Here is a 24,462-nt window from a genome sequence, read left to right on the forward strand (position 1 = left end):
TCCCTTCGATCAAACCTGTGAAAATTCAGCCGCGCGCTGCAGCATCGCCGGTCTCGCCGGCAACATGAACAGCCAGTTTGCCAAGCGTTTGAGCGCCAAATTCGACAGCCCCGAACCCGATAACCGCTGCGCGGCGTTCTGGCGTCGGATGCATCTGGCGCAAGGTGACAACGGTTTTCCCATTATCCTGCGTGTCGAAGGTGACGAGAAGCCGGAAGCGGTCGGGGTCATCATCGATATCCTGACCATGATCGGCCTCGATCAGGCTTGGTGCCTCGACCCGCAGAAAATCCATACGGTTCGAGAACCGCGTGCCGTCCGGAGCAATCATGTCGAACCGCCAAACGCCACCTGCCCGGATGTCGGCCTCATGGGACTCGATCTGGAAGCCCTCAGGCCCGAACCAATGCACGATTTGTGCTGGATCGGTCCACGCTTCGAAGGCGGTCTCACGTTCAGCGTCGACGACACGAGCGATGACAATTTCCTTTTCCAAAGGCCACTCGGCCCATGCAGAGACGATTTCGGCGGCTCCATCAGTCACTGGATTTCTCCTCCTTTATTTTCTCGAGGTGGGTCTCAAAGCGATCCAAGCGGCTCTCCCATTGCTTGCGGTGGGAGGCCATCCAATCTTCCGCAGCCTTCAAAGCCAACGGGTTCAAAGTGCAGACACGGCTTCGCCCCTGTCGTTGCGACATGATAAGGCCGGCGTTTTCCAGAACCCCGAGATGCTGTGTGAAGGACGGCAGCGCCATGTCGAAAGGCTGGGCCAGTTGTGAGACGGTGGCCGACCCTTCGCTAAGCTTCTGAACGACTGCCCGCCGCGTCGGATCGGACAATGCGATGAAGACCTGTTCTATGGAGCGCTTTGAGTTAGGCATGCGCCTAAGCATGTGGCCGTAATAAAGTTAGGTCAACACCTAACTTTGAGAAACCTGCTGGGGTGTAGCCGATTTCGGCGCCACGCACAGCAACGGGAATGCTCAGCTCAGTGCGGCTTGGCGGGTCCACAGAGATCAGAAGTTCAGGCAGGGAAGAAAACGTTGGCCTTCGGCCCATTGCGGCCCTTGATCCCAAGGCGCACCGCTGCGGCGCAGCGTCACCGAACCGGTCCTCCGCCCCTTGCGCAGCAAACCGGTTCCGGCAGAGGTCCACATTGCGGACAAAGCCGCCGCGTCTTGGCTTTGGTCTTGTCCAGATGCCGCGTTACCATGCCGAGGCGGCTCTGACCGCCCGCGAGTTCGTCGAGGTTCTGACCGATTTTCCGCCGTCACTCTCGCCGGTTTCCATCCTTTATCCTGACAACCGGCAGCTCTCCCCCGCCTGTGGATGTTTCGAGATTGGTTGGTGGCAGTGTTCTGAAGACGCAGGACCCGGGCGGAGCGGCACCGCTGTCAGGGCGGCAGACCGGACCCGCACATGGCCGCGAAGATCGTCTGCAGGTGCCTGCGCATGGCATCCGCGGCGGCGTCGGCCGCGCCCCGTTGAATGCACGCGACCAACTCCTCATGCTGTAGGCTGTGACGTTCGGTGAATTCGGCGACACCGAGTTTTCGGTAAGTGACTTCCCATTCGCGCTGCCAGGCGGCATGGCGGCGCGCGCCCGCGAGATAGTCGAGTAGGCCAAGCAGGATGGGATTGCCTGTTACCTCTGCGATACCACGATGAAAGGCGGCATCGAGCCGTTCGCAGTCGGCCCGGGTTGCGGCACGGCGGCCCCGGTTGACCAGATCGGAAAGATAGGCGATCTCGGCAGGGGTCGCGAGCGCAGCGGCCTCGGCGGCGACGGAGGGCTCGAGGGTCAGGCGCGCCTGCATCAGCTGAAGCGGTGAAGCGCCTTGCACTAGAATGGTCTCGCGCACAGGGTGGCCCCGCGGGCGGGGGCCAAGGAACGTGCCTTGCCCGACATGCCGCCAGAGATCGCCAGCGAGCTCCAGCTCGGCCAAGGCATTGCGCAGCGTCTCACGGCTGCACCCCAACCGACGCGCCAGATCCCGCTCCGGCGGCAGCTGTCCGCCCGGCGCGATGGCGGCCGCCGCGCAATAGTCGCGCAGCGCTTCCACAACCTTTCGAGTTCGCTTCGTGGTCATTTGCACCCCGATACAGACCAATTTGCAGACCAATCCGGCATCATGCAACAGCGGCGCGGTTTGAAGGAGAACGAACATGCTGACAGGTATAATACTCGTGCTGGCCGGCTTGGGCGCCGGTGCGCTCAATGCAATCGCGGGTGGTGGCACCTTTCTGACGTTTCCCGCACTCGTCTGGGCCGGTGTTCCGCCCATCATGGCGAATGCGACCGCGACCTTTGCCGCCCTTCCGGGCTATGTGGGCAGCGCCTGGGCCTATCGCACAGATATCGAGCGCGGCGGGAAGCCTCCTCTCGCCCATCTTTTCGGCACGGCGATCGTCGGGGGGCTCGCTGGCGCTAGTCTGCTGCTGGTCACGCCGGAAGAGCTGTTCTCGGGCGTGGTGCCCTGGCTCTTGTTGATGGCGACCTTGGCCTTTGCCACCGGACCGTCCTTCGTTCGGTATCTCGCGAAGTCCGGGCGCGAGACGCCCAGCCCCACCGCACTTGCTCTTGTGTTCGTGGTCTCGGTCTATGGCGGCTATTTCAACGGTGGCCTCGGCATCATGCTGCTCGCGGCTTTCGGCGTCATCGGCATGACCGACCTGCACCGGATGAATGGGTTGAAGAACTTGATGTCCGTGATCCTGTCGGTGGTCTCGGTCGCGACATATGCCATTGCGGGCCTGATCGACTGGGGCAACTTGCTGATCGTCGGCCTGTCCTGCGCCATGGGCGGATACATCGGCGCGGTTCTGGCGCGGCGGGTTAGGAACACGGCCGTGCTGCGTCTGTTCATTATCGCAATCGGCTTGATCATGACCGTTGCCTTCTTTATGCGCCCCGCAGGTTGATCTTTCGTCAAACCGGTGAAACTTTCGGCGACAGCTGATGTTGAGGCGTCGCGTTGCACATTTTGAAATCACTTGGCCCGGCTGTGGCCCGTGTTCCAACCAAGGAGGCGCTGCGCGCGGGGCTTGGCGCGCTGATCGGATTGGCGCTAACCGGATTGTTCCTGTTGTCGCCGACCGTCGATCTGGACCTCGGTCTTTATCTCGTCGCGCCCTTTGGGGCGTCCTCGGTTCTGCTCTTCGCCGTTCCGAACAGCCCCTTGGCGCAGCCCTGGTCGGCGATCGTGGGCAATACCGTCGCGGCCTTTGTCGGGGTTGCGGTTTGCCTTTTTGTGACGGACCCCGCCTTGCGCATCGCGCTCGCCGTCGGGCTTGCCATCACCGCAACCATCCTGTGCCGCGCAGTCCATCCGCCCGCTGGTGCCGTCGCCATGACCGCGGCCATGTCCCCGGACTCCATCGCGCATCTGGGGTTTTGGTTCGCCCTGACGCCAATTGCGTTCGGAACCATCGCACTGGTTCTGCTGGCAACCCTCTATGCGCGGCTGACGGGACGCCACTATCCCTTCCGGCAATTCGAGGATCCCAATATTCATGGAACCGCAGATCGCAATCCGATCGAGCGACTTGGGCTTTCGGAAGAGGAGCTGACGGGGATTCTCGAACGCTATCGTCAGTCGTTCAACCTCGGCGTCGAAGACCTGGCCCGACTGATCGGGGCCGCCGAACTGCAGGCGGCGGCGCATTCGTCGGGCCCGTTGACTGCGCAAGACATCATGTCGCGCAATCTCGTCACCGTCACGTCGAACGCCCCATTGGGCGAGATCGCGGATCTGTTCCGGCAGCATCACTTCACATCGCTTCCGGTCGTTGGTGTGGATCAAACCTTTCTGGGCGTGATCTTCCAGATGCATCTCATCAGCCAGGCCCGCGACGATGCCCTGCGCCTTGATCGCGGCTTTCGGGCAGCGTTCCGCAGGTTGTTGGATCGGGACCGGGAAAGACCGATGACCGCCGCTGATATCATGAGTGTCGCCAGCCCCCGCGCCACCGGCGACACCCCGATCGGGGCTTTGCTGCCGATGATGGCCGAGGGAGATACAGATGCCGTTCCGGTCCTTGAATACGGCAAGATCGTCGGCATCGTCACCCGGACCGACCTCGTAGCGGCGCTGTCCCGGAGCGCGGCGCGCGCCGGCTCCGCCTGACCGGGGTGCCTGGAACCTGGATGGGGCTCAGACCACGTCTCTCACGGTCTGCATCCCTTTCTCGGTCACGATGAGATCGAGCGGGATGTCATGAGGTTGCGGGAAGATGGTCTGAAGGCGCGCCTCTTGAAACCCGACACCGGCGACAAAGGGTTTCGGTTCCAGCGCCGCTAAAGTTCGGTCGAAATAGCCCCCGCCATATCCGAGGCGATAGCCTTCTGTGGTCCAGCCGAGGAGCGGCGCAAGTGCGATGTCGGGTGTGGCGAGCCGCGCGTCCGGGGGCGGGACAGGAATGTTCCAGTCGCCGCACACCATGCGGCTTTCGGGCGTCCAGCGGCGAAAGGTGAGCCGGAGCCGCCTTGGTTTCGACCAGTGGCAGGGCGACGGTTATACCGGCCTTGTGACGCTCCGCCATCAGCGGGCGCAGGTCGGGTTCACCCTTGATCGGCCAGTAGGCGGAAAAGACCTTGCCCGGTGCCCCGCCGAAGCGGTCTTTCAACACCTTTTGCAGATGCCCGGCCAGCGCCTCGCCGATCTCCTTGCGCTCTGCAACCGACAAGGCCAGACGCGCAGCGCACAGGCGGGCGCGTTCGGCCTTGCGCCAACGGGCCACGTCGCGGGCCTGTTCGGGATCGACGGCCAGCGGATCGAAATAGCCCGGGGCGACCTCGGAGGCAGGTCAATGCCGCCTCGGGTCCGACCAATTAGACGACCACGCACCTTTTTTGGCGGCCATGCGGGTCACCGTTCGGTGGGCCTTTAGGTCTGTCGCGTCGATCATCACGGCCTTATCTCCGCCGTGTTCCGACACCAGCGCGGACATCATTCGCGCGAAGATGCCCTTTTCGCTCCAACGCTTCCATCGGCTCTAGAGCGTTTTGTGAGGGCCATTAGCAGCAGGAGCGTCGCACCAGCGCAAGCCATTGCGGTTGATGAAGATAATCCCGCTCAGCACCCGCTTGTCGTCAATTGGGCACTAGCACATCGTGCGGTCATAAGCTTCATCGTCCAAACGGTGGAACATCTGACCGGCAAAGAGGAATCGCCCGTTGTCGCCAATGCCCTCAAGTAGATACTCGATGGCAACCTAACGATGGTGGTCAACGACAGCCCACTTAGCAAAGGCACCGATGAGGAGTTCGATAATCTCATCGAAAGGTTCTCAGTATGATAGGCCAGCTGGCCCCCGCGCACTGGTAAGCGCAGAGGTGTATTGATTCCCGACTGTTTTTGTTCTAAATTGATTACATAACCTTTCATCGAGAGTTGGGTTGAAAAGGCCGTTGGGTGTGTCGCAGCCTCAATGGCCTTTACTTTTGCACAGCGTCGAACGAGGGCCGCGCGCGCTCGAAAACAGGCTGCCGCGCTGCGTTTAGAGATGCTGGCGGTGCCCTCGTTGCAGGACCACCGCCATGCGCCCTCATATCGTCGTTCAGTTGGCTGGTGCGCCGCCTCTGCGCATCTTTGCCTCGATAGCCCGTTTCGTCGTTAGGAGCCCGCGCGAAGCCAGGAAAGACCGAGGCACAAATGCGGTCGATATGAAGAAGTTGCTTCGCGTAGCAGACATCGGTGTAAAGTGCAGCGAGCGACCGCATTCCTGAAGGTTTTTCGATGCGGGCCGCGGCGCGACGTGGGCGGCCGGGAGGCGGCGGCCCGCGTTGACAAACCTCGGAAGGAGGAAGCCGCGGGGGGGCTTGGATAACCCTATGGGGAAAATGCGTGGGCGGTCGGGGCAGCGGCTGCATCCGGGGTGCGAGTGATGGCGAGCCAAATGCCTGATACGGTCGCAAACGCGCCGGTGATCCCGACAAAGCTGTGCGTTTCTGAGCGTCTGCCGGCTTTGGCCGCGCTGTAAACGGGAGCGCACAAGCTATTTGGACCGGATCAGCGGATTGTAGCCGGTGCTGCTTCGTGTCGGATGAGGGGCGATATGTCATGCGGCCTGCTCCTTGGATGGCGCACGTGCCATCGGTTTCTGGCCGCGCCGGAAGATTTCGACGATGCGCATTGGTCCGCCGCAGCAGGGGCATGGCTCACGCAGGGTGAGCGGGGTGATCTTGGTCTGCGGGTCCGGCACGGCGACCTGTTGAGACCGCTGGACGCAGAGCAAAGCGCGGATTCTGGTGATGTTGGCCTTGCGGGCGGAGCTGGAGAGCAGCCCGTAGTGCCGGATGCGGTGGAAGCCGTCTGGCAGGACGTGGATCAGGAAGCGGCGGATGAACTCCGGCGTGGCCAGCCGCATGACCTTTTGCCGGTCGCCGGATTTGATCCGGTAGTCCTTCCAGCGGAACGCGACGGTATCGGCATCGGCGCTGACCAGGCGATTGTTCGAGATCGCCACCCGGTGGGTATAGCGACTGAGATAGGCCAGCACAGCCTCGGGTCCTCCGAAGGGTGGCTTGGAATAGACCACCCATTCGTTCTTGCGGAACGGGGCGAGCCAGGCGGCGAAGGCTCCCGCGTCAGCCAGTCCGGCGAGGTCACCGAAAAAGTTGAGCGCGCCCGTGCGATGCAGGTCGAGAAAGTCCTCGATGAACAGCCGCCGGAACAGCCGCGACAGCACCCGCACATGCAGGAAGAAGCCCGGGCGGTGGGAGACCCACCGGGTGCCGTCGGGCGACAGGCCGCCGCCCGGAGCGATCATGTGGATGTGGGGATGATGCATCAGCGCTGAACCCCAGGTGTGGAGCACGCTGGTCATTCCAACCCGGGCGCCGAGGCGCCTGGGGTCGGCCGCGATGGTCATAACGGTTTTGGCCGAGGCGCGGAACAGGAGACCGTAGACCGCCTTCTTGTTCCAGTAGGCGATCTGGGCGATCTCCGCTGGCAGGGTGAAGACGATGAGGAAGTATTCCACGGGCAGCAGGTCTTCGGCCCGCGCCGCCATCCAGTCGCGCGCCGCCGGTCCCTGACATTTGGGGCAATGCCGGTTCTTGCAGCAGTTGTAGGCGACATGGTGGTGGCCGCACTTGGCACAGCCCGCCACATCCCGCCGAGCGCCTCGGTCCGGCAGGCCTCGATCGCTGACATGACCTTCAGCTGGGTCAGGCTGACATGCCCTTCATTGGCCTGCCGCCACGCAGGACCATGGGCACGGAAGATGTCAGCGATCTCCAGCCTTGGCCGGAACACCGACCCCGGGGGCTACTCCAGTCCTCATCGCAGGGTCTCGTCCTGAAGCAGCTTCATCTGCTCGAAAGGGCTGACCGTGCCGCGGATCGTCTTCGTCGCCACATGGGTGTATCGTGCCGTCGTCGTCAGCTTGGCATGCCCGGAGCAACACCTGGATCACCCGCACATCAGTGTTGGCCTCGAGCAGATGGGTGGCGAAGCTGTGTCGCAAACTATGCAGTGTCGCGGCCTTCTTGATGCCCGCCATATGCTTGGCCGAGGTGAACGCCCGGTTCAATTGTCGTGGCGACAGCGGGTTGATCTTGGGCTTACCGGGGAACAGCCAGCCCTCAGGACGGGACTCGCGCCAATAGTCCGGCAACAGATCCAGCAGGCTGGGCGAGAGCATGGCTTTGCGGTCACGCCCGCCCTTGCCGTCATCGGCATGGATCAGCATCCGGTCGCTGTCGATATCCTTGACCTTCAGGTTGCAGACCTCGGATGCGCGGAGCCCCGCTCCGTAGCTGATCCCGAGCGCTGCGCGATATTTGAGCCCAGGGCCGGGCACGGCGGCCATCAGATCGGCCACTTCCCCGACGCTCAGGACAATGGGCAACTTCCGGGGATTGCGGTGGAACTGCATGAAGCGCTTCATCTCGTCGCGACTGCACGTTACGCCGAAGAAGAACCGCAGCGAGATGATGCGCACGTTGAAGGTGCTGGCGGTCACCCCCTCTTGGGTCATCTTGAGCTGGTATGACCGCAGATCCTCCGGCGTGGCGGTGTCCGGCGGCCTCCCGAGGAAGGACGCGAAATGCTTCACATTCCGAATGTGCGCCTTCTGCGTTTTCTCGCACAACCCGCGGATGTTCATGTCCTCGATCATCCGCTGGCGCAGCGGGGTGGTGTTCTTCTCCTCCATGGGAATCTCCTGTCTGACGGTGGGAAGCCCCCCATCGTCAGCCCAGAAAGCTCAGCCACATAGAAAAACGCGGAAATGACGGGCAACGCCAGCCACGAGCGCCATTGCCGCGGAGCGGCTTAGTCCTCCCGCCCTTCGTCCGCGGGGACTGAAACGGTCCTAACCAGACATTCGTTGTCCTCGTCGGCGCTGCCGCGCAGCTTCTCCGAAGCGGTCTTCTGGGCCCGCCGCAGCACCTTTCCGGCTCCTATAGAAGCTCTGCGGGACAAGCCTGCCGATCGCAGCATTCACTCGATCTGTGCCGCAAGGGCGAAGGATTTTGCAAGGGCGCTGGAATTGGATTTTTGCTGCAGTATCGATGAAGGACTGAACAAGAAAAGGAACGGCTGATAGTAGGTTGTGCTGAGCCGACTATTCTGTTGCCCCATCGCTTCGGAGACTTCTCTCAAAGCAGTTCGATCGACGGGCATTCCGGGCCAACGCCATGGCCCGGAGCCATCAGGAACGGTTCAGATCAGGGCTTGTAGGCCGCGTCTTTTTCCCAACCGGCGAAACCAGTTTGCAGAACTACGACGTTCGTTCGACCCGCCACCCGCAGGGCAAATGCTGCTTGGGCGGACAGACTGCCGGTGTTGCAGAAGAGGACTGTCATTCGATCCTCGGGGATCTCGTCAATCCGGTCCAGCACTTCGCGCCATTCGATATTGATGGAACCGGGAATCGTGGCAGCGTCGAACTGCTCTGCGTCGCGTGTGTCGACGAAAAGCGCCGTTTCAAAGACGGCCTGGTCGATCTGTTGCGGTAGTATGATGCCAGCCTCATACTCCGAAAACATCATGTATTCCTGCATAGCCTCGATGGCCGCGTCCTGCGCCAAAATGGGAGTGGAATAGAGGCAAAGCGCGACAGTGGCCGCGCCAAGAATGTGGGACAGTTTCATCTGGGTGCTCCTTGGTTTTCGATCTTATTCGGTGACTTGTGCTTGCAGCTCCGCAAGGAACGCCTCGATGCGTCGGGCATTGGCGCCACGGTCGATCTGCCCAAGGCGCGAGCGTGACCGCATGTCGATGCGGCTGCCTGTCTCGATGTCGGTGACCCGAACTGCCACCTCGTCCTCGAAGCCGAAGACGCGGCTTCGGGCGATGGCTTCGATTTGGTTTTCCGCAGGATCGGCCGAGAGAACCTCCCAGCCATGCGTTTCGACAAGGGTCAACGCCTCTGCGAATGCATCCTCGACCGGGATCGGAAGATCCAGCGGGCGCACGTCAGGATAGGCGGAGCGTTGTGGCTCGGCATTCTGCGCAGGGTAGTCCGTTGGGGTGGCGGTGAACCAGTAGACCGGCGGGTCTTCGGTATCGGTCGAGATGTCGTTTATCGGCGGTGTCGTTCGAGCGGCGATTTCGAAAGCCACTCCGAGGCCTGCAACGGGTAAGGACAGGATCAGGCCAATCAGCGCAATGCTGGCACCGCGCCTCTTGCGGACAGCCCCCGCCAAAGTCACGAGCGCTGCGACGACCCCCGCTAACGCCGTCCAGACACCCCACCCGGCGATGTCATAGGCTTGGGGCCAAGGCCATCCGCCCGCACGATAACCCCAGACGGACAAAGCAAGAAGCGCAAGGGACACAAGGCCGAGAAGGATCGCCGCAAAGCCAAGGCGTCGTGTTATGTTTTCAAGCATCTGTATCTTTCTGATCGGGGGCGGGATTTAAGCGGGCGTGCGTTTCCATGGATCAGCGAGCCTCCTGAAAGCCGAAAAGAGCACCTACAAGAGCTGTTCAAGAAAGGGCGCAGGTTCTCACGGATGCCGAGGATGTAGGTCATTTCTCTTTCTCCACCGCGATGCGTGGGTCGAGAGCTTGGCCCGAAGCTGGGCCGCGCAGGGGCTGGAGGAGCATCCTGTCGATCCAAAGGTCACGGCGCGTGCGGAACTGTTCGATCCCGATCTCCATGTCCTGATGCCCCCTTGCCGGTTGCGCGACATAGGTGCCTAATAGCCGATCCCACCAAGGCAGGTTGAAGCCGTAGTTCGAATTGGTCTCACGCGGATCGATGGAATGGTGGACGCGATGCATGTCGGGGGTGACCACGAACAGGCGCAGCACCCTATCAACCGGGCGCGGCAGATCGACATTAGCGTGGTTGAAAAGCGCGGTCGCATTCAGGATCACCTCGAACAGCAGCACCGCGACCGCAGGCGGCCCGAGCGCCGCGACCACCGCCAATTTGATCCCCATCGAGATCAGGATTTCCAGCGGATGGAACCGCAGGCCCGTCGTTGCGTCGAAGTCGAGATCGGCATGGTGCATCCTATGCAGCCGCCAAAGTCCGGGAACCGCGTGGAACATGACGTGCTGAAGGTAGATCGCCAAATCGAGCACCAGCATCGAAACAAGGATGGCTGCCCAGGTGGGCCACTCCAGATTGTTGAACAGCCCCCAGCCACGATCCTCGGCCATGACGGCCAATCCGACTGCGAGGATCGGGAATGCCAGGCGCAGGATCACCGTATCCACAAAGACCAGGGCGATATTGTTCGTCCAACGGATCAAGCGCGGGATCTCTCTGCGCCGCCGGGGGGCCGCGACCTCCCATAGCGCCATCGCCGCCAATACGCCCAGGAAAGCGGCAAGTCGGATCGTCGGCTCAGCGGTGAGGATCGTTTCGGTCATGCGGTCGGCTTTGCTCTTGTGGCGCAGGCTGGGTTCGCTATCATTCAATTATTCGATTGAATGATGTAATATCCCGAGGCAGCCCATGTCAATTAGCCCGAAGATGACCCTTCTCGAAGAATATGCCCTTGTCGCGCGGGCCTTGTCGGCCCCCGCACGCCTTATGCTTCTTGAGCAGCTCGCCCAGAGCGAGCGCAGGGTAGAGGCGCTTGCGGAAAAAACCGGGCTCACTGTTGCGAACAGTTCGCAACATTTGCAGCAATTGCGGCGTGCTGGCCTTGTCACCAGTCGGCGCGACGGCAAGGCGATAATCTACAGGCTGACCGACGCGAGGACACTGACGTTGTTGGGGGTTTTGGGCGATGTGGCCGAAAGGAACCTCGCACAGGTTGGGGAGATTCTGCGCGGGCTATCAAACGGCGAAGACGCGCCGGAACCGATCAACCGCAACGAGCTTGCCGCTCGACTGAGTGAAGGGTCGGTGACCGTCCTCGACGTGCGCCCCGCCGACGAGTTCGCCGATGCTCATATCCCGGGCGCGCTCAACATGGCCGTGACGGAGCTGGGCAAGTTCCTGACGGATCTCGACCGAAACACCGAGATTGTGGCCTATTGTCGTGGTCCATACTGTGTCTACGCTCACCAAGCCGTGGCGTTCTTGCGCAAGAATGGCTTCAACGCTCGTCGTCTTGACGGCGGTCTGCCTGAGTGGCGCGAAGACGGTCGAGCCATTCAGGCAACATCCTGATCGACAAAGGCCTTATTCGATGTCGCTACGGGTCGACCTGACTATGTGATCGCACTGCATGCGAGGCCTTCAAAAATGCAATGACAATTCGCCCAGACTTCACATGAGATCTCATGATGGAAGCAACCTCCGCTTAGTGTCTGCTACCGGGTCGCCGTTCATGGACGGCCAGTTGCTGCCGTTGATACGCATGCCGGAGCGCTGCTCTACACCGCGACACACCTCGCGCAACTCTCTTGATACCCGCGCGCGCCACCGCCATTTTGCGTGCGGTAAGCGGCGATGACCGCATAGGGATGGACTGAGATGTTCGAGATTTGGGGGCCCATTCTGGCGGGGCTGGTCGCGCTGGTGGTCGGAGGCGAGCTTATGGTCCGCGGGGCGGTCCAGACCGCTGAGCGGATCGGTATCTCACCGCTTGTGATCGGATTGACACTGGTGGGGTTCGGCACCTCGACACCGGAACTGGTGACATCGGTTCAGGCCGGTCTGAGTGGATCGCCAGGCATCGCCTTCGGCAACGTCGTGGGCTCAAACATCGCGAATATCCTTCTGATCGCTGGCGTTTCTGCCGTTATTGCGCCCCTCGTTGTGGCGCGCGTCGCCCTGCGACGAGATGCGATGGTGATGCTGGTCGTCGCCGTGGTCTTCGCTGGGGTCGCGCCGTTCGCTCCGATGGGGCGGATCGCTGGAGTTGGATTGATCGCAGCGCTGGTCGGCTATTTGGGCTTCGTGATCCATCAGGAACGCCAGCACGCTGACCGCGGCGCGATCTACGACAAGACGGTGGCCCTTGCTGACGCGGATCCCGGCCTCGCGCCACCGCATGCACCTCACGGTATTCTCATGCCGCTGTTGCTCGCGTTCGCCGGATTGGGACTCGTGGTTTTCGGTGGCTCATTGCTGGTTGGTGGCGCCGTATCGCTCGCGCGGGCTTTTGGCGTCTCGGAAACGGTCATCGGTCTGACCATCGTGGCGATTGGCACCTCGATGCCCGAGCTGATCACCTCGATCGTGGCGGCGCTGAAGCGTCAGGGCGAGGTGGCTTTCGGAAATGTAGTCGGATCAAACATCTACAATATTCTCGGCATCGGTGGGACGACGGCGCTGATCGCCCCGTCGCGCGTGCCCGAGGAAATCGCGCGATTTGACGCCCCGCTGATGGTTCTTGTCTCACTCCTTCTGGTGGTCTTCGCGACCACCGGGCTACGGATCACCCGATGGGAGGGGCTGGCGCTAATCGCGGGCTACGGTATCTATCTTTGGAAGCTTTGGCCTTGAGAACGTTGGAGCCAAAGGTGAAAACTTTGAAATGTCGAACCCTGGGCGGGGCGGCGTCAAAATCTGAAAAAGCATATGGATCACGAACACCAGGCGCCTTGATAGCAATGCGATTATTGCCAGCGAATAGGGGATTTGGATGAACGAGGCGCGAAAGGATCACTGGGACCGGATCTACGGCAGCAAGAGTGACAGTGACCTCAGTTGGCATCAGGACGCTCCGGAGATCTCGCTCGAACTTGCCGAACGCGCCGGTGTGACGCCGGACACCCGGGTGATCGACGTGGGCGCCGGCACTTCGCGGGTCGTTGACGGCTTGATCGCGCGTGGCCTGCGCGACATTTCCGTTCTCGACCTCTCCCAGACGGCCCTCGACGCCCAGCGTGCCCGGCTTGGGCCGCGCGGCGCGGATGTGGAGTGGATCGTCGCCGATATCACGCGCTGGTCGCCCCAGCGGGTCTATGACCTCTGGCATGATCGCGCCGTGTTCCACTTTCTGGTCGACCCATCGGACCGGGATGCCTATGTGACGCGCCTGTCTCGTGCTCTGCGCATTGGGGGGCACGCGATCATCGCGACCTTCGCTCCTGACGGGCCGGAGACCTGCAGCGGCCTTCCCGTTCGTCGCTACAGTCCGGAGGCCCTTGGCGGTGTGCTGGGCCCCGATTTTGAGTTGGTGGCGAAACGGTTCCAGAAACACACGACGCCCTCAGGCAACCTGCAGTCTTTCCAGTTCAGCCTGTTCCGGAAGCTCCGCTGATCGGCCCCTGTGCAGCGGGGTCAGCCTATCGCGTCGTGATCGTCGGCGAGACATTCCGAGTGGTCGCGCAGCACCTCCAGCACCCGGCACTCCGAGGCTGTCCCACCCCGACATTCGCCGATCATCCGTTCCAGCTCGCTCCTGAGCGCCTCAAGCCGCGCGATCCGGGTCTCGACCTCGCGCAATTGCCGCCGCGCGATCGAATCCGCGGCCCCGCAATCGCGCGCAGGGTGATCCGACAGGTCCAGCAATTCGCGGATCGCCTCGAGCGGGAAGCCGAGCTGGCGCGAGTGGCGGATGAAGGCGAGCCGGTCGAGATCGGCATCATCATAGCGCCGCTGACCGCCTGCGGTCCGCCCCGGTTCGGGCATCAGGCCGATCTGCTCGTAATAGCGGATCGTCTGCACCTTGGTGCCGGTGCGGCGGGCCAATGTTCCGATCGTGTGCATGTCGCTCCCTTTCACGGCTACGTGAGGTCGAATTTCCCTCTTGAACCTATAGTTGCTGTAGCTCTTATCTTCTCCTCTGTCGAGAAATCGAGAGTGAGAGGATGGTATCGGATGACCGAGGCGAAAGACCTTCAGGAATGGCGCGTGACCGGCATGGATTGTGGCGCCTGCGCGGCGAAGGTGCGCGGCGCGGTCGAGGCTCTGCCCGGTGTGGACGCTGTCGAGGTCACACTGATGAACGAGCGGCTGCGGTTGCGGCTCGACACGGCCACTACCTCGCGCGAGAGCGTGGAGAAAGCGATCCGCCGCCTCGGCTATGGCGTCTCGGCCAAAGGGGCTGCGCCGGAAAAGCCCAAGGGCGGCTTCATCCTGCCTGACGGCGCTTTCCCCGGATCAGAGAAAAGCGCGGATGAGCCGGATAGCCCGGCCCAAAGCATGGATACCCGGCCTACCGATCCGTCATGGTATGCGACCCCGAAGGGCCGTTACCTGATCGCGACCGGGCTTCTGCTGGCTGCGGCATGGATGGTCGAGCTGTTGATCGGCGGGCCGGTCGCGCATTGGGCCTTCGTGCTCACGACCGTGATCGCAATTGCCCCTGTGACCAAGCGCGCCGCCCTGATGGCACGGGCGCGGATGCCCTTCACAATCGAAATGCTGATGAGCATCGCAGCGATCGGCGCGCTCTTCGTCGGTGCGGCGGAGGAAGCGGCGCTCGTGGTCTTCCTGTTCGCGGTGGGCGAGATGCTCGAAGGGCTTGCGGCGTCGCGCGCCCGCGGTTCGATCCGGGCGCTGGCCGATCTGGTGCCGAAGACCGCGCGGCTGGTTGTCGGCGACCGCATTCGCGAGGTTCCCGCCGACAGCCTCGCCATCGGCCAGATCGTGCAGGCCCGCCCGGGTGACCGCATCCCCGCCGATGGCAACATCGTCTCCGGCAGTTCGGGCGTCGATGAAAGCCCGGTGACGGGCGAGAGCGTGCCGGTCCTGAAAGAGCCCGGCGACGCGGTCTTCGCCGGAGCGATCAACACCGAGGGTGAGCTGCGCATCCGCGTCGAGAAAACCGCCGAAGACAACACGATCTCGCGCATTCTGCACCTCGTGGAGGAGGCCGAGAGCGCGCGCGCCCCGGTCGAGCGGTTCATCGACCGGTTCAGCCGCGTCTACATGCCCGCGGTTGTGGGCGTGGCGCTTCTCGCCGCGATCGTGCCGCCGCTGGCCTTCGGCGCGCCGTGGGAGACGTGGATCTATCGCGGCCTTGCGCTGCTGCTGATCGGCTGCCCCTGCGCGCTGGTGATCTCGGTTCCCGCCGCGGTTGCGGCGGGTCTCTCGACCGGGGCGCGCCACGGTCTGCTGATGAAGGGCGGCGCGGTGATTGAGACGGCCGCCAGAACCAGCCTCGTCGCCTTCGACAAGACCGGCACGCTGACCGAGGGGCGGCCGCAGATCACCGATCTTCTGCCGCTGAACGGGGCCGAGGCTGAGCTTCTCGCCACCGCCGCGGCGGTCGAGACCGGTAGCAGCCACCCGCTGGCACAGGCGATCCTCGCCCGGGCGGAGGCGGGCGGCATCGCGGTGCCGGAGGCGACCGAAGGCATGGCGATCCCGGGCCGCGGCGCGCGGGCCAAGATCGACGGCGAGGTCTGGAATGTCGGGGCACCGCGCCTCGCGACCGAAGCGGGCGTTCTCAGCGCCGCCGACAGCGCCACCGTCCGCCGCCTCGAAAGCGCGGGCAAAACCGTCGTCTGCGTCTTCACGCCCGGGCGCCTTCTGGGCCTGATCGCGCTGCGCGACGAGCCGCGCGCCGATGCGGCAGAGGCGGTCTCCGCGCTCAAGCAAATGGGGATTTCCTCGGTCATGCTGACCGGCGACAATCCGGTGACGGCTCGCGCGATCGCCGACGGGTTGGGCATCGAAGCCCGTGCCGGGCTGCTGCCCGAGGACAAGGTGACGGCAGTGCGCGATCTGGCCCGCGATGCGCATGTGATGATGGTGGGCGACGGCATCAACGACGCCCCGGCGCTCACCACCGCGCATCTCGGTATCGCGATGGGCTCGGGCACCCATGTCGCGCTCGAGACCGCCGACGGCGCGCTGCTGCGCGACCGCATCACCGATGTCGTCGAGCAGATCCGGCTGGCCCGCGCGACGATGGCCAACATCCGTCAGAACGTGGCCATCGCGCTCGGGCTGAAAGGGGTGTTTCTGGTGACGACGCTGCTCGGTCTCACCGTTCTCTGGATCGCGGTAATGGCCGATACCGGCGCGACGGTGCTGGTCACGATGAACGCGCTCCGCCTCCTACGGTTCAAGGCGGAGGCGCAGTAGGCCTGAAATCTCTGCTCAAGCGCTGGAGATTTCCTAAATCGACAAACCCCGTGCCGTTCAACCGGGCAGCCGAAAACGTTTGAGGCAACTCGGAGCTGGAGTGCCTACTCTTTCTTTGAAGGAAACCGCCGCGGTAATTTGTGGGATAGCGTGCCCTGAATGGCCGCTTCCAAACGATAGAGGCACCACTTTGTCTTTGTAGCGAACGACAGCTTTCCGCCCATTCTATTGAAAAAGTCTTTGTTGCAGTGCGGCAAGTCTTTCGATTCACTCGTCGATGAGGGGATGGGAGGATTTCGGGATGATGGGTCGGCAGGACGCTCCAGTGCAGCTGTTTTATGATTTCAATCTGGACCGTCATGTCCCGGCCGATCATATGCTGCGAGAGATCGATCTGTTCCTTGACGGCGACAGCCTGCGGGACGCGCTGCGACCGTTCTACAGCCACCTTGGCCGCCCCTCCATCGACCCCGAACTGATCATTCGGATGCTGGTGATCGGCTACGTCATGGGCATCCGATCCGAAGGACGCCTGTGCAACGAGGTTCACCTGAACCTGGCCTATCGTTGGTTCTGCCGGTTGGGCCTAGAGGGCAACGTCCCGGATCATTCGACCTTCTCGCGGCATCGCCACGCCAAGTTCCGCGAAAGCAACCTGCTGCGACAGGTGTTTGAAGCCACTGTGGAGCGGTGCCTGAAGGAGGGGCCGGTCTCCGGAAAGGGCTTTGCCGTCGATGCCAGCCTGATCTCCGCCGACGTGAACAACCACCTGCCCGGTATCGGCGATCTGATCGACTTGACCGTTCAACCCGACACGTGGCACGTTTTCGACCCTTCAAGCGGCGCGAACCTGTCGCTGGCCTAGCGTCGCCCGCGCCCCAAGCAAGGATGATCCGATGACGCCCCTCCCGGCCCTTTGCCGTGACGACCAAGCCAATGCGGCCTCGTTGCAATATCGACTGCAAATATTGCTATTACCTTGAAAAGGAACATCTCTACCCGCAGGAAAAGAAGTTCCGCATGTCAGATGCAGTTCTCGAAACTTATATGCGCGATCTGATCGCGGCGAGCGTCAAGGCGGGGCAGCGCGAGGTGCAGTTTGCCTGACCGGGCGGAGAGCCGACCCTGCTTGGCCTGCCCTTCTTCGAGCGCGTGGTCGCGCTGCAGCGCCACTATTGCCCCGTCGGCGTGACTTGCGCCAATCCGACAGACGCGCCGGTCCCGCTCTACGAACATCGAGCGAAATGCGGACTGCCTTTCCCCGGTTCCAATATCCACCCGAGGGCGGAATTGCGGCGTGGCATACGATGCGGCTGACGGAGGCCTGGCCAGGATCGCGACGGCATTGATGCGCTGGAGTTGCAAGAGGCCCTGTGGGCCTTTGAGGCGCGCGACAAGGCTCGGATCGGCACTTAGAGAGCTATGGCCGGAGGCGAGAACTCGGGTCACGCCAGCTTTACAAAGATCCAAACCTTTTAATTCGCGCGACTTCTGTCAAGATGCTGTGAGGTCGTCCAAAAACATTTCCGAGCCATGCCGCAAAACCCTTTGAGACAACAAGCCGAACGCCCCGCACCCTCCGACGCGCCACAGGCACGGGGCCGTTCGAGACGTAGTCACGCGCATTACATGCTGCTGGGCGGCGCGCTGCTCTTGGCCAGTCTTATGGCCGGGCCTTTGTCTGCGGCGGCACAGACGACCCAGCCGCTGCCCGAGCTGGCCTTGCCCAAGCCGATGCCCGCGCCGCCCATGACGGTGCTGCTTCCCGTTCCGGACGCGCGGATCACGGCGGCGATCTCGACATTGGATGATCTCAGTCAGGATATCCTCAAGCGAACCGGCATTCCCGGACTGGCGGTCGCTGTGGTTCATAACGGACGCACCGTCTATGCGCGCGGCTTTGGCAAGCGCGCCGTTGGAAGCCCGGAGGGCGTCGATCCCGAGACGGTCTTCCTTCTCGCCTCGCTGTCAAAGCCCGTCGGTGCCACCGTTGTCGCCACCCAAGTGACCGCAGGCCGCGTCAAATGGGACAGCCCGATCCACGATTTTCTGGCCGCCTTCAGTTTGGGCGATCCGTGGATCAACGAACATATCACCATCGCCGATCTCTATGCGCATCGCTCGGGCCTGCCCGATCATGCCGGAGACGATCTGGAAGATATCGGGTTCGACCGGAGCGAAATCCTCAAGCGGCTCGCTCTGCTGCCCCAAGGCCCATTCCGGGCGCAATACACCTATACCAATTTCGGCATTACGGCTGCAGCCCAAGCGGTGGCCACGGCCGCAGGCAAGGATTGGGCGCGCCTGTCGGAGACGGCGCTCTATGCGCCTCTTGGCATGGGCGCGACCAGCTCGACCCATGCCGATTACATGGCGCGGGACAATCGGGCCGCAAGCCATGTGCCGGGTGGCGATGGCTATGTGATCTCCGACAAACGCCAGCCCGACGCGCAAAGCCCGGCGGGCGGGGTCAGCTCCAACGCGCACGACATGGGGCGTTGGATGGCGATGGTGCTGGGCGGCGGTATGGCGGACGGGACGCGCCTGATCTCTGAAGAGGCGCTTCTGCCTGCAACCTCCCCGCAGATGATCCGAGGCGCGCCGATGGCGGTCTCTGCGCGCGCGGGCGCCTATGGGTTTGGCTTCAATGTCGATACCCGCTGGTCAGGCCGTGTGATGCTAAGCCATTCCGGGGCCTTCACATTGGGCGCATCGACAAGTGTCGCAATGCTGCCCGAGCTCGATCTGGGCATCGTCGTCTTGACCAATGCACCGCCGACAGGGGCCGCCGAAGCCATCACCGCGAGCTTCCTCGATCGCGCGGAACTGGGGAGGGATACCCACGACTGGCTGGCGGCCTATGCCCCGATCATGGCGCCGCTATCGGCCCCTGTGGGGCAGCTGGTGGGTGCAAAGCCCCCCGCTGACCCTGCCCAGGCAGCGCCCGCGCAAACCTATGTCGGCACCTATGACAATCCCTATTTCGGCCCCGCCTCGATCTCTGAGACCAACGGATCGCTTGTGCTAACGCTTGGCCCGGACCACCGAGCGCTGCCCATGCGCCATTGGGATGGTGACACCTTCGTTGTCTATCCGGTGACCGAGAACCAACCCGCAGGTTCGGTCTCGCGCGTCACCTTTCGCGCAGCCTCCCCCGGACCGGCCACCGAAATGCAGATCGAACACCTGAACGAAGAACATCTCGGCATCTTTCGACGCCCCGACTAACACAGCCGGGTGTGCGCAAAATGCCCCTCAGTCCTCCCAAAGTGCTCAGTCATCGCCCTTTGCGGCCTTCTCAGCGGGTGAGTTTCGCGACCGAGCGGTCATCAGCGATCAAACGCGGCGCAAAATAGGCAAATGCCTCACGAAACATCGGATGCCAACTTGCATCCAATGGCTGGTGCAACGGGTGCCGGAAGAAAACGAACAGATGACCTAATCACCAGCCCGGCCTTCGTGGTGATCAAGGCGGCAGAGGAGTTCCACGAGAAGACGGTCCGACCGAACCAGCTCTGGCAGACCGACTTCACCTACCTGAAGGTCATCGGCTGGGGCTGGTTCTACCTCTCGACCATCCTCGACGACTACAGCCGCTACGTCATCGCCTGGCGGCTCTGCACGACGATGAAGGCGTCTGATGTGACCGCGACACTGGAAGATGCTCTGGTCGCGTCCGGCTGCAATCAGGCCACAGTTGCCAACCGGCCCCGGCTGCTCAGCGACAATGGCAGCAGTTACATCTCCGGGGAACTGGCCGACTGGCTTGCTGACGAGGGCATGGATCACGTCCGGGGTGCTCCCCGCCACCCTCAGACCCAGGGCAAGATCGAACGCTGGCACCAGACCCTCAAGAACCGCATCTTGCTCGAGAACTATTACCTGCCCGGCGCTCTGGAATAGGCGATCGGCGACTTCATCGACCACTACAACCATCACCGCTACCACGAGAGCCTGGGCAACCTCGCGCCCGCCGACGTCTATCTCGGCAGGGCCGAAGCCATCCTGAAAACACGAAAGGAGATCAAAGCCAAAACCATCGAGAAGCGCCGCTTGCTGCATCGCCAGACCGCGGCATAAACTGAAACCACAACGAGCCAGGCCCTCCGTTCTCGATCAGGCCCTCGTGTCCCAAATCATCTCACGACGGACAGGATGGATGGTAGCCCGGGCGACCGGTTCGAGCAGGCACACAACGTCCGAACCCGAGCGCGCGAAGATCAAGCTCATCGACGAGGAGGTCGATGATACGGACCAGATGATCCTCACTAATCCATTCGTCGACGCGCTCGGGGAAAAGCGTGGTTTGCTCCCGGTCGATGCCGTCGATGAAACCCGCCATCCGTGCCTCCCGCTGCCTTGCGAAAGTATACCATGGGCTTAAGTTTCCACACAGCCTCGGCCCGAAGCTGCCATTCGAACAGGACGCCTCGAAGGCCCCGACCAGCTCTTTCCAGATGCTCGCAGGCCACCGCAGCGCTATCACGGATCGTCCATCGGCCCTGGCGACGCGCGGTCGGTCAGTTCCGCGCACATCCGGGTGGATGCCTATATCTATTGCGCTAAGGCATCCAGTTCGTCCATCAGCCCTGAGAACCGTCTCAACTGATCGTATTGCTCTTCGTCGATCCCGTCCGGATCGAAGTGCATCACGTCGTTTCGGATTTCGCGGACCTTATCCAGCTCAGCGCAAAATACGCCCCTGTCTACGCGAAGGTCGAGCAGTTTCCAGTTCTCTGGCTTCTGAATTATCCGAAGATACTCACCAAACGTTAGGTCTACGACAGATTGAATTCGCTCCCTTCTCTCCGAGTCCGTGTCGCCACAGACCTCCTGCAAAGTCTGGGTAGTGAACTTTCCATTCATCAGTTTTCGGATCTGGTTCTCAATCTGTCCGATGAGGAGAAATGGCTCTGATAGAAACTGAAATTGCTCGCTCAGATCTGTCGCGGTGACGATGCCAGTAACCTTCTTGTCGGTTGAGGATCGGACGAAGACGAATTCGTGCTCGATGATCAATTTCGTAGCTTTGAACAGCGCTTCGCTTTCTTCCAGAGCGACGGCCGTCTCCATGGCGTCTCTCACTTCGACGAGATTATTCTCGTGGCTCAAGCGCTTGCCGATCGTCTTCCAGCTAATCGCACCGTTCAGCGTGTGCTCGTTCGACATGACCGCCAGCTGCGAGAAATCGTGCGCCAGCATCAGGGTAATCGCCTTCTCGACGGTATCCTGCGGGTTGACCGAAACCACACCGCAGTTGGCCGCCTTGAGCATGCTGATGAGGAAGTTTGCCTCTTTTGGGGCATAGGCTGCACCATCCTCGCCTTGGTCGCTACCGGTAGATTTGGTAGCAGCCGCTGCAACCGGCGCTTTCTTGAACGTTATTTCTGCGTCAATCCAGACCTTAGTGAAATCTGGGCTGGTTATGATACCCGCATTATCCAACTCGGTTTGTATTCTCTTGACGACGCCGGTGCGGCGCCTGCGGGCACCGAACCAGCGAAGCAACTCTCGGACCGTCGTCGAAGCTTCCTTTCCTTCGCCGATGTCGGCTTTGACCTCTTCGAACTCCTTGTTCAATTTGGTGCCCCTCCGATCATCCCGTTCCGATCGCGGTGAATTGCCCGGACGCTTCTATGCAGTCCCATACGTGGAGGACGAGGCGGAGGCCTCGATATTCCATTGCGGTAATTTATGCCACGGCTTGATTAAATCCAAAAGAAAGAATGACAGCTAGGGACCGGCCGCACCCCTACCCTATTGCTGACGGCCCTGGCTATGCAGAAGCTTTCTTTCTGCACATTGCGGGCCTTGATCCCTGCGCCGCGAATGACCGCTCCCCGCCCCGAACAACCTGGCTCGTCGGTTTCGGCCTTTTGTGGACATTCGCGCGACAGCCATTGCTGCCGCGCAATGCCTCCGAACCAGCATTTGGCGGCGACGTCCAGCATTGTCCGGCAGGCGAAGGCCCCACAGCGGCCAGTTCAGCCGGCCAGCTTATTGCCAGTAAGCCCGCCGGAGTTAGCTGATTGGGCGTAAAGCGGCGGGAATGGGTCAGGTCTGATTGTGGTTATTGGGAGCCGTCCAGCTGCCTGCTAACTTTCCTTCTCGGGGGAGGTGGCTCATTCATCGGCGATTCACGGCAAAAACGCCAACTCGTCTAGAGGTGCTAAGGCTCTAAAGACACCGCCCTTTTTCGCGCTATCAGTTCCGGCGCTATCAAACAGGTTGAGAAGAAGGTCATACACCGGTTCAAAATTGTCGAACCCGTCCGGTAGCGCCTGAATGGCTCTGGCTATCGCGCGATCATCCTCCTCTTCAAAAAGACCAGCAAAATCCCCGTCGATCATCTTTGCGAGGATTGGCACAGCTTGCCCTCCAGCAGCGTTGAGCGCGCTTCGTTGGCCTCTCAATCGCTCTAAGGCGTTGGCTTTGCTATTCGCGTAGACTGCTACGGTTCCATTCAATGCTTCAATCGCTTGAGCCTTCGTCACCCCCGCCTGGTTCAAGAAGTAAAACATCGGCCAACCATTGGCGCTGAACTTGGGCGGATACCTTTACATAGAAGCGTGACGAGGCAGCGACACAGTTCCTCTCTGCACTATCTCGTCAAATGGGTGCCATCCGACAGAATAATTTCGTCCATCGGCACATCCCAAGGCATCGGGTAGATGGTGGGCAAGACGCAGTTTGAAAAGCCGATACCAACGATCCGCGGCTTCTTATCAAAACGGGCGAGCGTGCGGTCGTAATAGCCTCCCCCGTTTCCGAGGCGATGAAGCGTCGTGTCGACACCGACAAGGGGGACGATCACGAGGTCGGGCGTGCGAGGTTCGCCTGCGGCTGGCACGGGGATGTTCCAGACGCCGCGCACCATGCGGCAATCCGGGGTCCACGTATGGAATTCGAGCGGCGCATCTCGTTCGATGACGACGGGCAACAGGACTTCGGCCCCGGCCTCATGTGCCTTGCCCATCCAGCCCCGCAGATCCGGTTCGCCCCGGATCGGCCAATAGACAGCCACGGTGAGGCGGGCATCGAGAGGAACTGTCCGGTCGAGACCGTCAATCAGCCGGACGGTCGCGCGCTCTCGATCTTCTGCGGACAAGGCCCGCGCGGCCACGAGCCGAGCGCGCTCCGCCCGTCTGAATCGCGCCACATCGCGTGCCGCCTCGGGATCGACCAGGTGCCCATCGACCAGAAGATGGGCAAAGCAGGCGGGGGCTCCTCCGGTAGCATCGTCATCCATATCTATGCCATCCGCTTACGTTTCTGAGGCGGAAAGATCGTATCGTATCCCCAAGTGAAAACGAAGGCGTAGACGAGGTAGAAGCCTGCAAAGGACAGTTCCATCACGACAATGGTCAGCAGGGAAGCGTCGAGCCACCATGCGAAAACCGGCAGAAGCAGGGTAAGCAGCGTCACCTCGAAAAGCACCGCGTGAGAGATCCGAATTGGCATAGTCTTACGGACATCGCCACGACGCCAGAGCAGGAGATGATCGAAGGCCAGGTTGAAAAGATAGTTCCAGGCAGTAGCCGCTGTTGCGCCAAGCACGACCAGCACGCCCATTTCCTCCATCGGATGATCGAAAGCCCAGGCGAAAAGCGGCGTTACGATGAGGAGGCCGATGATTTCAAAGCTCACGGCTTGGCGGATACGGTCTGGGGTGCTGCGCATGGAAAATGTTCAATCGTGGGTCAGGCGGTCCAGCGTGCAGAGCTTGTGATTGGGCGAGGTCATCCCCGGGAAGCCTTATGGTGGGACCCGTGCGTCCGCTTTTCAAGCATGGGCGCACGTCGCGCGGTCACGATGTCCAACCTCTCGGTGCGGCCCTCGCCGATCTTGTGCATCTCAAGTGCAGGGCAGCGGAGGACAGCCTCAAGGAAGCTGGCGAGCGCCTCTTCACCTTCAGCAGGCTCGACCCGTCGCAATGGAAATCGGCCAAGACCGCAAACGCCATCAAACGCCTGAACGAGGAATTCCGCCGCCGGATCAAGACCTAGACCGTGCTGCCCTGTGCCGAGACCGTGCCGATGCTGCTTTGGGGGCTACTGGCCTCTTCTT

General features: G+C 61.8%; 20 protein-coding genes and 7 pseudogenes. 11 read left to right on the forward strand and 16 right to left on the reverse strand.

Annotated elements, in window-relative coordinates; translation table 11 throughout:
* Positions 1 to 25 precede the first annotated feature (25 nt).
* The 3 genes from BMI86_RS16350 to BMI86_RS16360 all read right to left on the reverse strand — a co-directional run bounded on the left by BMI86_RS16350 (position 26) and on the right by BMI86_RS16360 (position 2,168).
* Entirely contained in the window at positions 26 to 544 is a 519-nt protein-coding gene (locus tag BMI86_RS16350; protein ID WP_078523503.1) for an SRPBCC family protein, read from the reverse strand.
* Positions 537 to 881, reverse strand: coding sequence for a metalloregulator ArsR/SmtB family transcription factor (locus BMI86_RS16355; protein WP_078523504.1), 345 nt, complete (start codon positions 879 to 881; stop codon positions 537 to 539). The genes BMI86_RS16350 and BMI86_RS16355 overlap by 8 nt, the downstream gene beginning before the upstream one ends.
* Before the next feature lie 513 nt (positions 882 to 1,394).
* Positions 1,395 to 2,168, reverse strand: coding sequence for an FCD domain-containing protein (locus BMI86_RS16360; protein WP_246831741.1), 774 nt, complete (start codon positions 2,166 to 2,168; stop codon positions 1,395 to 1,397).
* On the opposite strand from BMI86_RS16360, the gene BMI86_RS16365 reads away from it, so the two are divergent.
* Both BMI86_RS16365 and BMI86_RS16370 read left to right on the forward strand, forming a co-directional pair.
* Positions 2,167 to 2,922: a sulfite exporter TauE/SafE family protein gene (locus BMI86_RS16365; RefSeq protein WP_078523505.1), complete on the forward strand. Its 756-nt coding sequence runs from the start codon at positions 2,167 to 2,169 to the stop codon at positions 2,920 to 2,922. The genes BMI86_RS16360 and BMI86_RS16365 overlap by 2 nt on opposite strands.
* A gap of 53 nt (positions 2,923 to 2,975) precedes the next feature.
* Positions 2,976 to 4,127: an HPP family protein gene (locus BMI86_RS16370; RefSeq protein ID WP_078542315.1), complete on the forward strand. Its 1,152-nt coding sequence runs from the start codon at positions 2,976 to 2,978 to the stop codon at positions 4,125 to 4,127.
* Between the two features lie 27 nt (positions 4,128 to 4,154).
* Here BMI86_RS16370 and BMI86_RS21510 read toward each other — a convergent pair whose 3' ends face one another.
* The 7 genes and pseudogenes from BMI86_RS21510 to BMI86_RS16405 all read right to left on the reverse strand — a co-directional run bounded on the left by BMI86_RS21510 (position 4,155) and on the right by BMI86_RS16405 (position 10,832).
* Positions 4,155 to 4,442 carry a 5-formyltetrahydrofolate cyclo-ligase gene (locus BMI86_RS21510; RefSeq protein WP_246831742.1) on the reverse strand — a complete coding sequence of 96 codons (288 nt, stop codon included), beginning with the start codon at positions 4,440 to 4,442 and terminating at the stop codon, positions 4,155 to 4,157.
* Positions 4,443 to 4,805: 363 nt separating this feature from the next.
* A pseudogene (locus BMI86_RS16380) lies at positions 4,806 to 5,097 on the reverse strand (transposase); the annotation flags it as partial.
* Between the two features lie 963 nt (positions 5,098 to 6,060).
* A pseudogene (locus BMI86_RS16385) lies at positions 6,061 to 7,259 on the reverse strand (IS91 family transposase).
* 24 nt (positions 7,260 to 7,283) lie between these two features.
* Positions 7,284 to 8,160: pseudogene (locus BMI86_RS16390) on the reverse strand (site-specific integrase).
* 514 nt (positions 8,161 to 8,674) lie between these two features.
* Complete coding sequence (locus BMI86_RS16395; protein WP_078523298.1) at positions 8,675 to 9,100, reverse strand: rhodanese-like domain-containing protein; 426 nt, start codon at positions 9,098 to 9,100, stop codon at positions 8,675 to 8,677.
* A gap of 24 nt (positions 9,101 to 9,124) precedes the next feature.
* The gene (locus BMI86_RS16400) at positions 9,125 to 9,787 is read right to left on the reverse strand and encodes a DUF1499 domain-containing protein (RefSeq protein WP_168173879.1); all 663 of its coding nucleotides are present in this window, start codon (positions 9,785 to 9,787) and stop codon (positions 9,125 to 9,127) included.
* 193 nt (positions 9,788 to 9,980) lie between these two features.
* Positions 9,981 to 10,832, reverse strand: a complete 852-nt coding sequence (locus tag BMI86_RS16405) for a sterol desaturase family protein (protein ID WP_078523323.1) — start codon at positions 10,830 to 10,832, stop codon at positions 9,981 to 9,983.
* 103 nt (positions 10,833 to 10,935) lie between these two features.
* Between BMI86_RS16405 and BMI86_RS16410 the strand changes: the two genes are divergently transcribed.
* The 3 genes from BMI86_RS16410 (at position 10,936) to BMI86_RS16420 (ending at position 13,621) form a co-directional block, all read left to right on the forward strand.
* On the forward strand, positions 10,936 to 11,580 hold the full coding sequence (locus tag BMI86_RS16410) for a metalloregulator ArsR/SmtB family transcription factor (RefSeq protein WP_246831743.1): 645 nt from the start codon (positions 10,936 to 10,938) through the stop codon (positions 11,578 to 11,580).
* A 306-nt stretch (positions 11,581 to 11,886) separates the two neighbouring features.
* Entirely contained in the window at positions 11,887 to 12,861 is a 975-nt protein-coding gene (locus tag BMI86_RS16415; protein ID WP_078523301.1) for a calcium/sodium antiporter, read from the forward strand.
* 139 nt (positions 12,862 to 13,000) lie between these two features.
* On the forward strand, positions 13,001 to 13,621 hold the full coding sequence (locus tag BMI86_RS16420; RefSeq protein ID WP_078523302.1) for a class I SAM-dependent methyltransferase: 621 nt from the start codon (positions 13,001 to 13,003) through the stop codon (positions 13,619 to 13,621).
* A gap of 20 nt (positions 13,622 to 13,641) precedes the next feature.
* Here BMI86_RS16420 and BMI86_RS16425 read toward each other — a convergent pair whose 3' ends face one another.
* The gene (locus tag BMI86_RS16425; protein ID WP_078523303.1) at positions 13,642 to 14,070 is read right to left on the reverse strand and encodes a helix-turn-helix domain-containing protein; all 429 of its coding nucleotides are present in this window, start codon (positions 14,068 to 14,070) and stop codon (positions 13,642 to 13,644) included.
* Between the two features lie 111 nt (positions 14,071 to 14,181).
* Here BMI86_RS16425 and BMI86_RS16430 point away from each other — a divergent pair, with 111 nt between their 5' ends.
* From BMI86_RS16430 to BMI86_RS16445, 5 genes and pseudogenes are all read left to right on the forward strand, one after another.
* Positions 14,182 to 16,395, forward strand: coding sequence for a heavy metal translocating P-type ATPase (locus BMI86_RS16430; protein ID WP_078542317.1), 2,214 nt, complete (start codon positions 14,182 to 14,184; stop codon positions 16,393 to 16,395).
* Positions 16,396 to 16,696: 301 nt separating this feature from the next.
* Positions 16,697 to 17,158: pseudogene (locus BMI86_RS16435) on the forward strand (transposase); the annotation flags it as partial.
* 173 nt (positions 17,159 to 17,331) lie between these two features.
* Complete coding sequence (locus BMI86_RS21325; protein ID WP_168173880.1) at positions 17,332 to 17,502, forward strand: hypothetical protein; 171 nt, start codon at positions 17,332 to 17,334, stop codon at positions 17,500 to 17,502.
* Positions 17,503 to 17,943: 441 nt separating this feature from the next.
* Positions 17,944 to 19,623 carry a serine hydrolase gene (locus BMI86_RS16440; RefSeq protein ID WP_246831744.1) on the forward strand — a complete coding sequence of 560 codons (1,680 nt, stop codon included), beginning with the start codon at positions 17,944 to 17,946 and terminating at the stop codon, positions 19,621 to 19,623.
* A gap of 207 nt (positions 19,624 to 19,830) precedes the next feature.
* Positions 19,831 to 20,475, forward strand: a pseudogene (locus BMI86_RS16445) (DDE-type integrase/transposase/recombinase); the annotation flags it as partial.
* Between the two features lie 73 nt (positions 20,476 to 20,548).
* Here the strand turns inward: BMI86_RS16445 and BMI86_RS16450 are convergent.
* The 5 genes and pseudogenes from BMI86_RS16450 to BMI86_RS16470 all read right to left on the reverse strand — a co-directional run.
* Positions 20,549 to 20,737, reverse strand: a pseudogene (locus BMI86_RS16450) (IS5/IS1182 family transposase); the annotation flags it as partial.
* 212 nt (positions 20,738 to 20,949) lie between these two features.
* A complete protein-coding gene (locus BMI86_RS16455; RefSeq protein WP_078523306.1) occupies positions 20,950 to 21,975 on the reverse strand; it encodes a CBS domain-containing protein in 1,026 nt (341 codons plus the stop codon).
* A gap of 557 nt (positions 21,976 to 22,532) precedes the next feature.
* Positions 22,533 to 22,916 (reverse strand): hypothetical protein, encoded by a 384-nt coding sequence (locus tag BMI86_RS16460; RefSeq protein ID WP_078542318.1) that lies wholly within the window; start codon positions 22,914 to 22,916, stop codon positions 22,533 to 22,535.
* Between the two features lie 80 nt (positions 22,917 to 22,996).
* A complete protein-coding gene (locus BMI86_RS16465; protein WP_078523308.1) occupies positions 22,997 to 23,644 on the reverse strand; it encodes a 5-formyltetrahydrofolate cyclo-ligase in 648 nt (215 codons plus the stop codon).
* A gap of 2 nt (positions 23,645 to 23,646) precedes the next feature.
* Complete coding sequence (locus tag BMI86_RS16470; RefSeq protein ID WP_078523309.1) at positions 23,647 to 24,075, reverse strand: PACE efflux transporter; 429 nt, start codon at positions 24,073 to 24,075, stop codon at positions 23,647 to 23,649.
* A 77-nt stretch (positions 24,076 to 24,152) separates the two neighbouring features.
* Between BMI86_RS16470 and BMI86_RS21580 the strand changes: the two are divergent.
* A pseudogene (locus BMI86_RS21580) lies at positions 24,153 to 24,398 on the forward strand (transposase); the annotation flags it as partial.
* Positions 24,399 to 24,462 lie beyond the last annotated feature (64 nt).

Source organism: Thioclava sp. DLFJ5-1, from assembly GCF_002020115.1.
Taxonomy (GTDB): domain Bacteria; phylum Pseudomonadota; class Alphaproteobacteria; order Rhodobacterales; family Rhodobacteraceae; genus Thioclava; species Thioclava sediminum.